This window comes from Modestobacter lapidis, from assembly GCF_054780755.1.
This window is the reverse complement of record NZ_BAAGVS010000007.1, coordinates 14746-28708: the sequence shown is the minus strand read 5'-3', so window position 1 is coordinate 28708 and position 13963 is coordinate 14746. Positions and strand designations below refer to the sequence as shown.

At 76.6% G+C, this 13963-nt stretch carries 13 protein-coding genes and 1 riboswitch; of the genes, 9 read left to right on the top strand and 4 right to left on the bottom strand.

What is annotated here, in order from left to right; translation table 11 throughout:
* The first annotated feature begins 28 nt into the window (after positions 1-28).
* Positions 29-319 (top strand): hypothetical protein, encoded by a 291-nt coding sequence (locus tag ACYVG5_RS10135; RefSeq protein WP_222048902.1) that lies wholly within the window; start codon positions 29-31, stop codon positions 317-319.
* A gap of 118 nt (positions 320-437) precedes the next feature.
* Entirely contained in the window at positions 438-1400 is a 963-nt protein-coding gene (locus ACYVG5_RS10130; RefSeq protein ID WP_222048692.1) for an NAD(P)H-dependent flavin oxidoreductase, read from the top strand.
* Here ACYVG5_RS10130 and ACYVG5_RS10125 read toward each other — a convergent pair whose 3' ends face one another.
* Both ACYVG5_RS10125 and ACYVG5_RS10120 read right to left on the bottom strand, forming a co-directional pair.
* A complete protein-coding gene (locus tag ACYVG5_RS10125; RefSeq protein WP_222048881.1) occupies positions 1401-2066 on the bottom strand; it encodes a DsbA family oxidoreductase in 666 nt (221 codons plus the stop codon).
* A 59-nt stretch (positions 2067-2125) separates the two neighbouring features.
* Positions 2126-2503, bottom strand: coding sequence for an FKBP-type peptidyl-prolyl cis-trans isomerase (locus tag ACYVG5_RS10120; RefSeq protein ID WP_222048690.1), 378 nt, complete (start codon positions 2501-2503; stop codon positions 2126-2128).
* A 224-nt stretch (positions 2504-2727) separates the two neighbouring features.
* Between ACYVG5_RS10120 and ACYVG5_RS10115 the strand changes: the two genes are divergently transcribed.
* From ACYVG5_RS10115 to ACYVG5_RS10105, 3 genes are all read left to right on the top strand, one after another.
* Complete coding sequence (locus ACYVG5_RS10115; protein ID WP_460683151.1) at positions 2728-5406, top strand: ATP-binding protein; 2679 nt, start codon at positions 2728-2730, stop codon at positions 5404-5406.
* Positions 5407-5445: 39 nt separating this feature from the next.
* Positions 5446-5826: a VOC family protein gene (locus ACYVG5_RS10110; protein ID WP_222048688.1), complete on the top strand. Its 381-nt coding sequence runs from the start codon at positions 5446-5448 to the stop codon at positions 5824-5826.
* 126 nt (positions 5827-5952) lie between these two features.
* On the top strand, positions 5953-7059 hold the full coding sequence (locus tag ACYVG5_RS10105; protein WP_222048687.1) for an MFS transporter: 1107 nt from the start codon (positions 5953-5955) through the stop codon (positions 7057-7059).
* Between the two features lie 100 nt (positions 7060-7159).
* On the opposite strand, the gene ACYVG5_RS10100 is transcribed toward ACYVG5_RS10105, so the two are convergent.
* Together ACYVG5_RS10100 and ACYVG5_RS10095 are read right to left on the bottom strand one after the other, a co-directional pair.
* Positions 7160-8425 (bottom strand): amidase, encoded by a 1266-nt coding sequence (locus ACYVG5_RS10100; RefSeq protein WP_222048686.1) that lies wholly within the window; start codon positions 8423-8425, stop codon positions 7160-7162.
* Entirely contained in the window at positions 8422-10425 is a 2004-nt protein-coding gene (locus tag ACYVG5_RS10095; protein WP_222048685.1) for an acetoacetate--CoA ligase, read from the bottom strand. The genes ACYVG5_RS10100 and ACYVG5_RS10095 overlap by 4 nt, the downstream gene beginning before the upstream one ends.
* Positions 10426-10514: 89 nt before the next feature.
* A riboswitch (TPP riboswitch) is annotated at positions 10515-10626 on the top strand.
* Between ACYVG5_RS10095 and ACYVG5_RS10090 the strand changes: the two genes are divergently transcribed.
* From ACYVG5_RS10090 to thiS, 4 genes are all read left to right on the top strand, one after another.
* Positions 10616-11950 carry a purine-cytosine permease family protein gene (locus ACYVG5_RS10090; RefSeq protein WP_222048683.1) on the top strand — a complete coding sequence of 445 codons (1335 nt, stop codon included), beginning with the start codon at positions 10616-10618 and terminating at the stop codon, positions 11948-11950. (Overlaps the previous riboswitch by 11 nt.)
* The gene (gene thiE / locus ACYVG5_RS10085) at positions 11947-12588 is read left to right on the top strand and encodes a thiamine phosphate synthase (protein ID WP_222048681.1); all 642 of its coding nucleotides are present in this window, start codon (positions 11947-11949) and stop codon (positions 12586-12588) included. The genes ACYVG5_RS10090 and thiE overlap by 4 nt, the downstream gene beginning before the upstream one ends.
* Before the next feature lie 35 nt (positions 12589-12623).
* On the top strand, positions 12624-13769 hold the full coding sequence (gene thiO / locus ACYVG5_RS10080; protein ID WP_460683150.1) for a glycine oxidase ThiO: 1146 nt from the start codon (positions 12624-12626) through the stop codon (positions 13767-13769).
* Positions 13760-13960: a sulfur carrier protein ThiS gene (gene thiS, locus ACYVG5_RS10075; protein WP_222048677.1), complete on the top strand. Its 201-nt coding sequence runs from the start codon at positions 13760-13762 to the stop codon at positions 13958-13960. Before thiO ends, thiS begins: the two co-directional genes overlap by 10 nt.
* The last annotated feature ends 3 nt before the right edge of the window (positions 13961-13963 follow it).

Below are 13963 nucleotides of genomic sequence, written 5' to 3'. Positions count from 1 at the left end.
CCGACCACCGGCCGGGCACCCCGGCCGCATGACCGTCACCGACCCCGACGTCCCGGACCCGCTGAACGACCCCCGCACCCTCCAGGCCGACCCCGGCGCCGTCGCCGAGGGCGAGGACCTCGCCTCCACCGAGGACGACGCGACGACGACCGGCGAGGAGGAGCTGGCCGCCCCGTCGGCCGGGGCCGGTGAACCCGCCGACGACAGAACCGACGGAAGCACCGGCGGAGCACTCCCGGGCGACCCGATGGCAGCCGCCGACGCCGCACCCGACGACCTCACCGGTGACGACGTCACCGGCGGCATCGCCGGCACGTAGCCGGAGGTTCGTGGAAGTCGGTGGCGGCCGGGGAGCAGGCGGCCGGCCTGCGGCAGCGCCTGCGGGCGTTTCCCGCCGACGTGCTGCGCCGCTGAGCCCGACGGCGCACGATGGCGTCATGATCAAGACGCCGCTCACCCGGTGGTTCGACCTGGACTCGCCCGTCTTCGGTGCGCCGATGGCCGGCGTCGCCGGTGGTGCGATGGCCCGCGCCGTCTCCCTCGGCGGCGGGCTCGGGATGATCGGGGTCGGCAACGCCACCGAGCCCGGCTGGATCGCCGAGCAGGCCCGGCTGCCCGCGGAGTCCGACGTCTCCTTCGGGATCGGGCTGATGGCCTGGGTGCTCGCCGACCACCCGGAGCTGCTGGCGGCCACGATCGCCGTCCAGCCGGCGCTGGTCTCGGTGTCCTTCGGCGACCCCGGCCCCTACGTGGGGCCGCTGCACGACGCGGGGATCGCCGTCGCCAGTGCCGTCAACAGCCACGCGGACGTCGACCGGGCGAACGACGCGGGCGTCGACGTGCTGGTCGCCCAGGGCACCGAGGCCGGCGGGCACACCGGGCACCGGGCCACCCTGCCGCTGCTGCAGGAGGTGCTGGCCGCCACCGACCGGCCGGTGCTGGCCGCCGGCGGCGTCGCCACCGGCGGCGGGCTGGCCGCCGTCCTGGTGGCCGGGGCGGCCGGCGCCTGGATCGGCACGCCACTGCTGTCCTGCCCCGAGGGCCTGAACACCCCGGCGGCCCGGGCGCGCGTCCGCGCCGCCGGGGGCGACCACACCGTGCTGACCCGGGCCTTCGACGTCGCCCAGGGGTTCGCCTGGCCCGAGCGCTGGCCGGGCCGCGCCCTGGTCAACGAGTTCACCGAGACCTGGCACGGCCGGGAGGACGAGCTACGCGGCGACGCAGCGGCGGCGGAGCGGGTGCGCGCCGCCCGGCGGGACGGCGACCTCGACCAGGCACCCGTCTACGCCGGGGAGTCGGTGGGGCTGGTCACCGGCGAGGCGTCGGCGACCGACGTCGTCCGCCGGCTGGCCGCGGACGCCGAGGCCGCCCTGCGGGCCGTGCCGAAGCTGCTCGGCTAGCTAGTCGGCGGCGGTTCCGGTGCGCAGCGGGTGGCTGTCCGCCCAGGCCCGCTCCAGCAGCTCCAGGAGCACCTCGACCGGCTGCGCCCCGGCGACGCCGTAGGTGCGGTCGACGACGAAGAACGGCACCCCGGTCGCCCCCAGGGTGCGGGCGGTGGCGACGTCCTCGGCGACGGCCGGGGCGTACCGGCGGTCGGTGAGCGCGGCGCGCGCCTCACCGGCGTCCAGCCCGGCCTCCGCGCCGAGCGCCACCAGCGCGTCGACGTCGAAGACCGACCGCTGCTCCTCGAAGTGGGCGTGCAGCAACCGCTCCTTGACCACCCCGGCCAGCCCACGCTCGGCGGCCAGGTGGATCAGCTGGTGGGCGAGCAGGGTGTTGCCGCTGACGCCAGTGGCGAGGTCGTAGCGCAGGCCCTCCTCGGCGGCGATGCCCTCGACGTGCGCGAGCTGGCTCCGCATCTCCTCGACGCTGCGGCCGTACTTGGCGGCGAGCCCGGGGAGCGTGGGGTGCGTCTGCCCCTCGGGGACGCCGGGGTCGAGCTGGAAGGACCGCCAGACCACCTCGACGCCGGCGGCGTGCGGGAACCGCGACAGGGCGGCCTCCAGCCGGCGCTTGCCGATGTAGCACCACGGGCACACGACGTCGGACCACACCTCGACCTGCATGACCGGCGGCAACGGAGGGTGACCGGCGGGCATTCCCCACCGGCCCCGCTCCGCTCGGCTCAGCGCACCCCGACCAGGTCGACGACGAAGACCAGCGTGGCGCCGGGCTTGATCACGCCGCCGGCGCCACGCTCGCCGTAGGCCTTGTGCGCGGGGATGGTGAGCCGGCGCCGGCCGCCGACCTTCATGCCCTCGATGCCCTCGTCCCAGCCCTGGATGACCATGCCCACGCCCAGCTGGAACTCCAGCGGCTCGCCGCGGTCCCAGGAGGCGTCGAACTGCTCGCCGCCGTCGTGGGTGACGCCGACGTAGTGGGCCTGCACCAGGCTGCCGCGGGTGGCCTCGGGGCCGTCGCCGACCACCAGCTCGTCGATGACGAGGTCGTCGGGCGCGGGGCCGGTGGGGGGTTCGACGTCGGGGCGGGTGAGGTCTGCCACGGGTGCGCTCCTCGGGCTCGGCGCCGGGGCTCTCCCGGCGGCACTGCCCCCATCCAAGCCGCCGCCGGCGGACGCGGCCAACGCGGCCTCGTGTGCGCCCCGGCCACGCCCGGCCGGTACCGTGCACGCAGGGGCGCGCCGATCACGGCGGGCCCGTGTCCTGCGCCTCACCGCCGAAGCCAGGGCGGTCCCCGTTCTCCCTGGTCCCGCGGCAGGAGGTGTGTGTGGCCCCCGAGCCCCCGGACCCGTCCCTGTTCGCCGACGGCGGGGAGTGCGGCCGGCTGATGGCCGAGCTGGACTGGGCCGCCACGCCCCTCGGGCCGGTCCCGACCTGGCCGATGGGCCTGCGCTTCGCCGTTCGCACGGTGCTCGCCTCGCGCTTCCCCATGGTGCTGACCTGGGGCCCGGAGTACCGGCAGTTCTACAACGACGCCTACGCCCCCTGCATCGGCGCGAAGCACCCGGCGATCGGCGAGGACATCCGGGTCACCCTGGCCGAGGGCTGGGCCGTCCTGGCCGGCCCGGTCGACGCCGCGATCCACGACCGGCAGACGTCCTGGCTGCCCCGCTTGCCGCTGCTGCTCGAGCGCGCCGGGTACCGCGAGGAAACCTACTTCACCGTCTCCCACGCCCCCGCCTACGGCGACGACGGGCAGGTCGCGGGCATGCACGCGGTGCTCACCGAATCCACCGGCGAGGTCCTCGGCGACCGCCGGCAGCAACTGCTGCACGACCTGTCGGTCGCCGGCGGCCGGCTGGGGAACGAGCGCGCGGTGGTGGCCGCCCTCGGCGCCGCGCTGGCCACCGACCCTCTCGACGTCCCCTTCGCCGCGGTGTACCTGCTCGACGGGGCGGACCGCCGGCTGCACCGGGTGCACACCGTCGGCTGTCCCGCCGACCTCCTCCCCGCCGCCTGCGCCACCGCCGACGAGCTGCCCCGCGACGTGACGTCGCTGCAGCTGCGCGGCGGGGTCTGGGACGACGTCGTCCGGGACGCCGTCGTGCTGCCGGTGACCGCCGGCGACGAGCCGATCGGCGTGCTGCTCGCCGCGGTCAGCCCCAACCGGGCGCTGGACGACGGGTACCGGACGTTCCACGAGCTGCTGGCCGCCCAGCTCGCCGGTGCGCTGGCCAACGCCCGGGCCTTCGAGGCCGAGCGGCGCCGGGCGGAGTCGCTGGCCGAGCTCGACCGGGCGAAGACGGCGTTCTTCTCCGACGTGAGCCACGAGCTGCGCACCCCGCTGACGCTGCTGCTGGGCCCGATCAGCGACGTGCTCGACGACCCGGCCGAGCCGCTGGCCCTCGCCGTCCGCGAGCAGCTGACCCTCGCCATGCGCAACGGCCAGCGCCTGCAGCGACTGGTCAACGACCTGATGGACTTCGCCGGCATCGAGGCCGGCCGGGCCAGCGCCGTCCGGGTGGAGACCGACGTCGCAGCGTTCACCGCCGACCTCGCCGGGGTGCTGCGGGCCGCGGCCGAACGCGCCGGGCTGCAGCTCACCGTCGACTGCCCGCCGCTGGGCCGGCCCGCGTACGTCGATCCGCGGCTGTGGGAGAAGATCGTCCTCAACCTGCTGTCCAACGCGGTGAAGTACACCTTCGTGGGCAGCATCGCGGTCAGCCTGCGGGCCGCCGGCGACGACATCGCCCTGACCGTCGCCGACACCGGCATCGGCATCCCCACCGACGAGCTGCCCCGGGTCTTCGAACGGTTCCACCGGGTCCCGGGTTCGGCGGCGCGCAACCGCGAGGGCACCGGTATCGGCCTGGCCCTGGTGCGCGAGCTCGTCGCCCTGCACGGCGGTGCGGTCTCGGTGACCAGCGTGGCCGGCCGGGGCAGCACGTTCACCGTCACCGTGCCGTTCGGCCGGCCCGACGCGCCGGCGGCCGAGCCGGTCACGCCGTCGGCAGCGGCGCTGGGCACCGCCGATGCCTGGGAGACCGACGTCGCGGTGCAGCAGGACCCCGTGGCCGTCCCGGGCGCACCGACGGTGCTCGTGGTCGACGACAACGCCGACATGCGCGGCTACGTCACCCGCCTGCTGGCCCTGACCTGCACCGTGCGCGCCGTGGCCAACGGCGCGGAGGCGCTCGAGGCCGTCGCCGTCGAGGTGCCCGACGTCGTGGTGACCGATGTGATGATGCCGCGGGTCGACGGGTTCGAACTGCTGCGGCGGCTCCGGGCCGACCCGGCCACCCGGGCCGTGCAGGTCATCATGCTCACCGCCCGGGCCGGTCAGGAGGCCGCCGTCGAGGGCTTCGACGCCGGCGTCGACGACTACCTGGCCAAGCCGTTCCGGGCCGCCGAACTGGTCGCCCGGGTGCGGGTCGCCGTCGAGCGCGCCGCGCGGAACCGGGCCACCGGAGGTGCGCCCGGCACCGCCCCCTCCGCCGGCCGGGCCGCGTCGGCGACCGTGCCGGTGGTGCCCTCGCCGGACGTGCGGTCGCTGGTGCCGACGAGCCGCCCGGCGGAGGCCGCCGGCCCCGTCGCGGTGCCGCCGCCCGCGGCGGCCGAGGAGACCGCGCTGCGCGAACGGTGGCGCTTCACCTCCGCGCCGCAGACCATCGCGGCGCTGCGCCGGGCGCTGCGCCGGCTGCTCGACTCCGCCGGTCTCGACGAGGACCAGGCCTACGACCTGCTGCTCGCGGCCTGCGAGGCGGCGACCAACGCCATCGAGCACGCGCAGGACCCGACCGAGCCGTTCTTCGACGTGAGCGCCGAGATCGATCCCGGCTCGGTCACCATCACCGTGCGCGACTACGGGCAGTGGCGCGAGCGGGTGCCCAGCATGGACCGCGGCCGCGGCTCGACGCTGATGAGCGCGTTCGCCGACATCACCGCCACACCCAGCCCCCAGGGCACCACCGTGGTCATCCGCGCTCCTCGCTCCGGGGGCGGATAGACCTCCCGGACACCGGCGCCCCACGCTAGGTTCGCGATCGTGCTGGATCACCTGGGCCTGCAGGCCGCCGATGTCGGGGCCGCCACCACCTTCTACTGCCAGGTCTTCGCCGCGGTCGGCCTGCGCGAGGCCGTGCGCCACGAGACCCCGGCCGGCGACGTCGTCGGCCTCTGCGGGCCCGAGGGCTTCCCCGACCTGTGGCTGGCGCCGCGGGAGGCGCCCGGGTCCCGGCCCGTCCACCTGGCCCTCACCGCGCCGTCCCGGGAGGCGGTCGACGCCGTCCACACCGCTGCCCTCGCCGCCGGCGCCGAGGTGCTGCACGCCCCCCGCGTCTGGCCGGAGTACCACCCCGGCTACTACGCCGTCTTCCTCCGCGACCCGGACGGGAACAACGTCGAGGCCGTGCACCACACGTTCTGAGCACCGCGGGGAATGTCGGCTGCGCCGGCGCGGTCGGCGGACTACCGTCCCGGCATGCCTCCTGATTGATGCACCCACCGGACCCACGCACTGCCGCCCGCCGCCCGGACGCTGGCCCGCCGCACGGTGGTGTGGACGCTGGTCGCCGACGTCGTGCCGCTCTACCCGCTGTACGCCCTGCTGTTCGCCGGCACCGGGCTGAGCGACGCCGACGTCTCCGCGCTGCTCGCGCTCTGGTCGGTCACCGCGGTGCTGGCCGAGGTGCCCTCGGGCGCGCTGGCCGACCGCTTCTCCCGGCGCGCCGCCCTGGTCGCCGCCGGAGTGCTGCAGGCGCTGGCCTACGTGCTGTGGACGGCGTGGCCCGGGACGCCCGGCTTCGCGGCCGGCTTCGTCGTCTGGGCGCTGGGTGCCGCGCTGGTGTCCGGCGCGCTGGAGGCCCTGCTGCACGACGGCCTGGCCGCCGCGGGGGCCGCCGACCAGTTCGGCCGGGTCTACGGCTGGGTCAGCGCCATGGAGCTGCTGTCCCAGCTGCCCACCGCGCTGCTGGCCGCGGGCCTGTACGCCCTGGGCGGCTTCCCCCTGGTGGGCTGGGCGAGCGTGGCCGGCTGCCTGGTCGCCGCCGGCCTGGCCGCCCGGCTGCCCGAGGCGCCCCGCCCACCGGCGACCGGCCCGGACGACGAGCCGGGCTGGTGGGCGGTGCTGCGCAGCGGGGTCACCGAGGCGGTGCACCGCCCGGCAGTGCGGGCGGCGGTGCTGCTGGTCGTGCTGCTCGGCGGGCTGGACGCGGTGGAGGAGTACTTCCCGCTGCTGGCCCGCGACTGGGGCGTCCCCGTGGCGGTCACCCCGCTGGCCGTGCTCGGGATCCCGCTCGCCGGCGCCGCCGGGGCGGCCCTCGGTGGCCGGGCGACGGCGTGGCGGCCACGCACGCTGACCGTCGCGCTGGGCTGCTCGGGGGCCGCGCTCGTCGTCGCCGCAGCGCTGGCCGCGGCGGCCGGGCTGGTCGCCGTCGCCGTCGGGTACGCGCTCTACCGGCTGGTGCTGGTGGTCGCCGAGAGCCGGTTGCAGGCGGCGATCGAGGGGCCGGCCCGGGCGACGGTGACCTCGGTGTCCGGGGTCGGCGTCGAGCTGGCCGCGCTGGCGGTGTTCGCCGGCTACGCGCTCGGCGGGCTGGCGGCGGTCGCCGTCCTGTCGCTGCTGCTGGCCGCTGCCCTCCCCCGCCTGCTCCCCCGCTGAGGCCCCGCCTCTCGACGATCATGGCGCCTCGGGAGCGACACGCCGACGCGGGACGGCGCGTCCACCCCCCAGCTCCATGATCGTCGGGGAGGGCGGGGGCTCAGTCCACCGAGCAGGGCGGCCGGGCCTGGTGCCAGCAGGTGCGGGCCTGGAAGAAGGCGCCGGCGTCCAGCAGCAGGTTCTCCCCGCCGACCGCCGCGGTGAGCTGCGCGCCCACCGGCATGCCCGAGACGGGATGCCGGCCGACGGGCAGGGCCAGGGTCGGGCCGGCGTGCAGCGACCAGGGGGCGGTGGACGAAGCGAGCCGCCGGGTGAGGGCCAGCACGTCCCCGTCGGCGTCGATCCGGGGGACGTCGACCGGCAGGGTGGGGGTCAGCAGCACGTCGACGGAGTCGAAGACCTCCTCCATGGCCTGCTGGTACTCGGCCCGCGCGGCCATCGCCTCGTCGCGGTGGCCGTCGGTCAGCCCGCTGCCCAGCAGCACCCGGGTGAGCGTGTCGGGGTGGAAGAGCTCCGGGTGCTGCAGCCGCTCCCGGTGCACGTCGGGCAGCCCCGCGTAGATGATCGTGTAGAGCACGCTCTGCGCCGCACCGAGCCCCGGAACCTCCACCGGCACCAGCTCCGACCCGGCGTCGGCGAACACCCGGGCGGCCCGCTCGACCACCGCCGCGACGCCGTCGTCCACCTCGTCGGCCGCGGGCAGGGGCAGCCCGATCCGGCGGGGCGGAGCCGGCGAGGGCTCGCGCACCGCCCGGCCGGCCAGGACGGCGAACGCCCGGGCGACCAGCTCCACCGTGCGGGCCAGCGGCCCCACCGTGTCGACCAGCTCGCACATCGGGAAGGTGCCCGCGTCGGGCACGGTGCCCAGCCCCGGCCGCAGCCCGGTGACCCCGCAGGCGGCCGCCGGCAGCCGCACCGACCCGCCGGTGTCGGTGCCCAGCGCCAGGTCGACCAGCCCGGCGGCGACCGCCGCCCCCGCACCACCGCTGGACCCGCCGGGGATGCGGCCGAGGTCCCAGGGGTTCCGGCAGGGCCCGGACGCCGAGTTCTGCGAGGTCATGCCCACCCCGAACTCGGAAAGGTTCAGCTTGGCCACCACCTGGGCGCCGGCCTCGACCAGCCGGGTGACCACCACCGCATCGGCATCGGGCACCCGCTGGGAGAAGAACGCCGACCCGCAGGTGGTGCGCACCCCGGCGGTGTCGATGTTGTCCTTGACGCCCACCCGCACGCCGGCCAGCGGCCCGTCCGCGGCGTGCGGCAGCGGCGGCTCGATCGGGGTCACGACGGCGTTGATCGCGGCGGCCACCTGGCGGCGGCGAACGGCGACGTCGGCGTCGCCGTCCGCGCCGGACCGGCCCTTCACGGGCCCGGCGTCCGTTCCCGGGCCAGCCGGACGTAGTGGGCGACCACCGCGGCGTCGTCCACCGCACCGGGGTTCAGCGCCTTCTCCGCCGGCACGCCCTGGAACAGCCGCTTGAGCGGCACCTCCAGCCGCTTGCCGGTGCGGGTGTGCGGCACGCCGGGTACGGCGACGACCTCGTCGGGAACGTGCCGCGGGCTGGCGTTCGCCCGGATCGCCGCACGGATCTCGGCGACCAGCGCGTCGGTGAGCTCGTACCCCGGCGCCAGCTGCACGAACAACGGCATCCAGTAGCCGCCCTCGGGCTGCTCGACACCGAGCACCACGCAGTCGACGACGGCCGGGATCGCCTCGACCGCGGCGTAGATGTCCGCCGTGCCCAGCCGGACGCCGCCGCGGTTGAGCGTGGCGTCCGACCGGCCGGTGATCAGGCAGGTGCCGCGCCCGGTGACCTCCAGCCAGTCGCCGTGCCGCCACACCCCGGGCCAGGTCTCGAAGTAGGCCTCGCGGTACCGGGCGCCGTCGGGGTCGTTCCAGAAGTGCAGCGGCATCGACGGCATCGGCTCGGTGACCACCAGCTCGCCGAGCTCACCGACCACCGGCCGGCCGTGGGTGTCCCAGGCGGCGGCGGCCACGCCGAGCATCGGCCGCTGCAGCTCGCCGGCGGTGACCGGCAGCAGCGGCGAGCTGCCGATGAACCCGGTGGCGACGTCGGTCCCCCCGGACAGCGAGCCGAGCAGGACGTCCGGGGCGACCGCGTCGTACACCCAGCGGTAGGTCGAGGCCGGCAGCGGCGACCCGGTGGAGCCGATGCCCCGCAGCACCGACAGGTCGTGGGTGTCGCCGGGCCGGACCCCGGCCTTCTCGCAGGCGGACAGGTAGCCGGCGCTGGTGCCCAGGTAGGTGACGCCGACACGGGCGGCGAGGGCGAACTGCGCGTCCACGGCCGGGTACGCCGGGGCGCCGTCGTACACGACCACGGTGGCGCCGGTCAGCAGCGCCGAGGTGGCGATGTTCCACATGATCCAGGCGGTGGAGGCGTACCAGTAGAAGCGGTCGCCGGGCCCGACGTCGAGATGCAGGTCGGCCTGCTTGCGCTGCTCGAGCACGATCCCGCCGTGCCCGTGCACGATGCCCTTGGGCAGCCCGGTGGTGCCCGAGGAGTAGACGATCCACAGCGGATGGTCGAAGGGCAGCGGCTCGAACTCCGGGTCGCAGCTGTCGGCGACCGCCTGGGCCCACGGCAGCGCGCCGTCGGGGATCTCCTCCGGGAACAGCCTCGGGACGGCGATCGTCGTCCGCACGCTGGGCAGCGCGGCCCGCAGCTCCGCGACGACGTCCCGCCGGTCGTGCGGCCTGCCGCCCCACCGGTAGCCGTCGACGGCGACCAGCACCACCGGCTCGATCTGGGCGAAGCGGTCCAGCACGCTGCGGGTGCCGAAATCGGGCGCGACCGACGACCAGACGGCGCCGATCGAGGCGGCGCCGAGGAAGGCGACCACCGCCTCGGGCACGTTGGGCAGGTAGCCGGCCACCCGGTCGCCGCGCTGCACGCCCAGCCGGCGCAGCGTGCCGGCGAAGGCGCCGACCTGCCCGCGCAGCGTGGCCCAGCCGATCTCCACCGGCTCGCCGCTGTTCGATGCGCAACGCTCGGCCACCGCGATCAGCGCGGGACGGGCGTCGGTCGCGTGCCGCAGCGCCTGCTCGGCGTAGTTCAGCGTGCTGCCGGGGAACCATGCGGCGCCGGGCATCCCGCGGCGGGTCAGCACCCGGTCGTCGGGGACGTCGGGGAGCACGTCGGTCCAGGTCGCGAGGTCGGCCCAGAACTGGTCCAGGTGCTCGACCGACCAGCGCCAGACCGCGTTGTAGTCGGGCGGGCTGCCGAGGTCCAGGCCCCGGCGCCCGCCGACCCAGGCGGCGAACCGGCCGAGCCGGCTGGCGGTGATCGACTCCGGCGTCGGCCGCCACAGCACCTCGGGCCCGGAAGAGGTGTCGGGGGTCACGGGGGCACCCTGCCACGGCCGGCGCGCGGGCGGGAGCGTCGGCGGCGGGCCGCCGTGCACGGTCGACCGGCCAGGACCTAGAGTCGGCGACGCACGTGTGCGGGAGCTCGGGTCACCGGGCTGAGAGGGCGGCTGACAGCGCCGCCGACCGCTGGAACCTGTCCGGGTAATGCCGGCGTAGGGAGCGATCATGAGCAGCAGCACAGCCGCACCCACCGGCGCCGACGCGCCGATCACCCTGGACCAGGCGCCGGCGCGCACCCTGGGCCTGCGCGATTCCCTGGGCCTGTGGGGCAACCTCGGGATCAGCCTGCTGCTCCCGGTCGCGGCGACCTTCGTCGTCCTGCCCGACCGGTCGCTGGGCGTCACGGTCGCGGCGATCACCGTCGGCGCGGTGATCGGCTCGCTGCTGCTGGGCCTGGGCGCGGCCGCCGGCGCCCGGGAGGGGGTTCCGGGGATGGTGCTGCTGCGCGGGCTGCTCGGCCGGCACGGCTCGGCGCTGCCCACCGTGTTGAACCTGGTGCAGTGCACCGGCTGGGCGACGTTCGAGATCGTGATCATCGCCGAGGCGGCCTCCCGGGCGCTGGACGCGCCGCGCTGGCCGTTCGTTCTCGGCGCCGGCGTGCTGGCCACGCTGATGGCGCTGCGGCCGCTGGGCGTCGTCCGGCTGCTGGCCCGCTACGCCGTGTGGCTGGCGCTCGCCGCGGTCGCCTACCTCTTCGTCCAGGTGCTCGCCGAGCCGCTGCCGCCGGTCACCGACGGGGTCGCGACGTCGTTCTGGACGGCGGCCGACGTCGTCATCGCCCTGCCGGTCTCCTGGTTCCCGCTGGTGGCCGACTACACCCGGCACGTGCGCAGCGGCCGGGTCGCCTTCGCCGGGGCCACGGTCGGGTACGGCCTGGCCACCGTCGCGATGTTCACCCTCGGCGCGGTTGCGCTGGTCGCCTACGGCCGCGCGGGGCTGGACGTCATCGACGCCCTGCTGGCCGTGCCGCTGGGGCTGCTCGCCGTCCTGGTGCTGCTGGTGGTGGAGGTGGACGAGGCCTTCGCCAACGTCTACTCCACGGCGGTGTCGGCGCAGAACCTCGTCGCCCGGCTGGACCGCCGGGTGCTCGCGCTGGGGGTCGGCACGGTCGCCACCGGAGTGGCCCTGGTGCTGGACGTCGCGGCCTACGAGCCGTTCCTCTTCCTCATCGGCGCGGTGTTCGTGCCGCTGGTCGCGGTGTTCGTGCTGGTCTACTTCGTGCTGCCGAGGGGCGCGTGGAACGTCTCGGACACCGCGCCGGCCCGGCCGCTGCTGCTGCTGCCGTGGGCAGCCGGCTTCGTGGCCTACCAGCTCACGCTGCCCACCTCCTTCGCCGGGCCGGGCGCCGGCTGGACCGCGTGGTGGGCCGCGCGCCAGGCCGACCTGGGCATCGACCCGGCCAACGGGTGGTCGGCGTCGCTGGTCAGCCTCGCCGTCGCCGGCCTGCTCACCCTCGTCGTGACCCTGCCCGGCACGCTCCGTTCCCGGGCCGCCCGGTGAGCGCCCGGGCGCTGGGCCCGCTGCACGTGCTGACCGACGCCCGCGGCGGCCGGGCGGCGCTGGACGCCGTCGCCGCGGCGGTGTCCGCGGGCGCGCCGGTGGTGCAGGTCCGGGCCAAGGACTGCACCGACCGGGTGCTGCACGACTTCGCCCGCCGGGTGGTGGAGATCTGCGCGCCGGCCGGCGCCACCTGCCTGGTCAACGACCGCGTCGACGTGGCGCTCGCGGTGGGCGCCGACGGCACCCACCTGGGCGCCGAGGACCTGCCGCTGGACGCCGCCCGCCGGGTCGCCGGCCCCGGCCACCTGCTGGGCGGCACCGCCCGTGACCCGGAGCGCGCCGCGGCGCTGGTCGCCCAGGGCGCGGACTACCTGGGGGTCGGCCCGGCCTGGCCGACCACGACGAAGACCGGCCTGCCCGACGCGCTGGGCGCGGCCCGGATCGGCGCGGTGGCCGCCGCCGTCGCGGTGCCGGTCATCGCCATCGGCGGGGTGACCGCCGACCGGGTCGCCGAGCTCGTCGCCGTCGGCGCCGCCGGGGTGGCGGTGGTCTCGGCGGTCAGCGCCGCACCCGACCCGGCGGCCGCCACCCGGGAGCTGCTCGACGCCCTGGCCCGCGCCCTGGCCGGCTCCCGATGACCGCCCCCAGCGCGCATTTTCGGGATGAAGCGCGCGTGCTTCATCCCGAAAAAGCGCGCGAGGTCGTCGTCGCGGGGGGTGGGCTGATCGGGCTGTCGATCGCCTGGCGGGCGGCGCAGCGCGGGCTGTCGGTGACCGTGGTGGACGACGCCCCCGGCGCCGGGGCGTCCCGGGCCGCCGCCGGGATGCTCGCGCCGGTCACCGAGGCCTCCTACGGCGAGGAGGCGCTGCTACGGCTGTGCCTGGCCTCGCTGCAGCGCTGGCCGGCGTTCGCCGCCGAGCTGGAGGAGGCCGGCGGCGTGCCGGTCGGGCTGCGCACGGCCGGCACCCTGGTGGTCGGCTTCGACGCCGACGACCAGCGGGCCCTGGATGCGCTGCTGGCCTACCAGCGGGAGCTCGGCCTGGCCGTCGAACGGCTGACCCCGCGGGAGGCGCGGCGCCGGGAGCCCTCGCTCACCCCCCGGCTGCGCGGCGCGCTGCAGGTGGCCGGCGACCACTCGGTGGACCCCCGGGCGGTGCACGCCGGCCTGCTGGCCGCCGCGGCGGCCGCCGGGGTGGTGCTGGTCCGGGGGCGCGTCGCCGGGGTGCGGGTCGAGGGCGGCCGGGCCACCGGCGTGCAGCTGGACGATGGGTCGGCGCTGGCCGCGGGCACCGTCGTCCTGGCCCTGGGCGCGCACGGCGGGCGGCTGCCCGGCGCCCCCGACGTACCGGTGCGGCCGGTGAAGGGGCAGATCCTGCGGCTGGCCGGCGCCGCGGGGCTGCTCGAGGGCACGGTGCGGGCGCTGGTCCGCGGCCGGCACGTCTACCTGGTGCCCTACGCCGGCGACCGGCTGGTCGTCGGCGCCACCGTGGAGGACCGCGGCTTCGACGCCCGGGTGACCGCCGGCGGGGTGCACGACCTGCTGCGCGACGCGATCGAGGTCGTCCCCGGCGTGACCGAGCTGGAACTGGTCGAGACCCTCGCCCGGTGGCGCCCAGGCACCCCGGACAACGCGCCGGTGCTCGGCCCTGCCGGCGTTCCGGGGCTGGTGCTGGCCACCGGGCACCACCGCAACGGCGCGCTGCTCACCCCGGTCACCGCCGACCTGGTCACCGAGCTGCTGGTGACCGGCGCGCTGCCCGAGCTCGCCGCCCCGTTCACCCTCGACCGGTTCCCCCACCAGGAGGCGCAGTGCAGCTGACCGTCAACGGCGTCCCGACCGACGTCCCCGACCCGACGACCGTGGCCGCCCTGGTCGCCGAACGCACCGAGGGGCACCGCCGGGTGGCGGTTGCCGTCAACGGCGGCGTCGTGCCCCGCAGCTCCTGGGAGGCCACCGCCCTGGCCGCCGGGGACGCCGTCGAGGTGCTCGCCCCCACCGCAGGAGGTTGATGA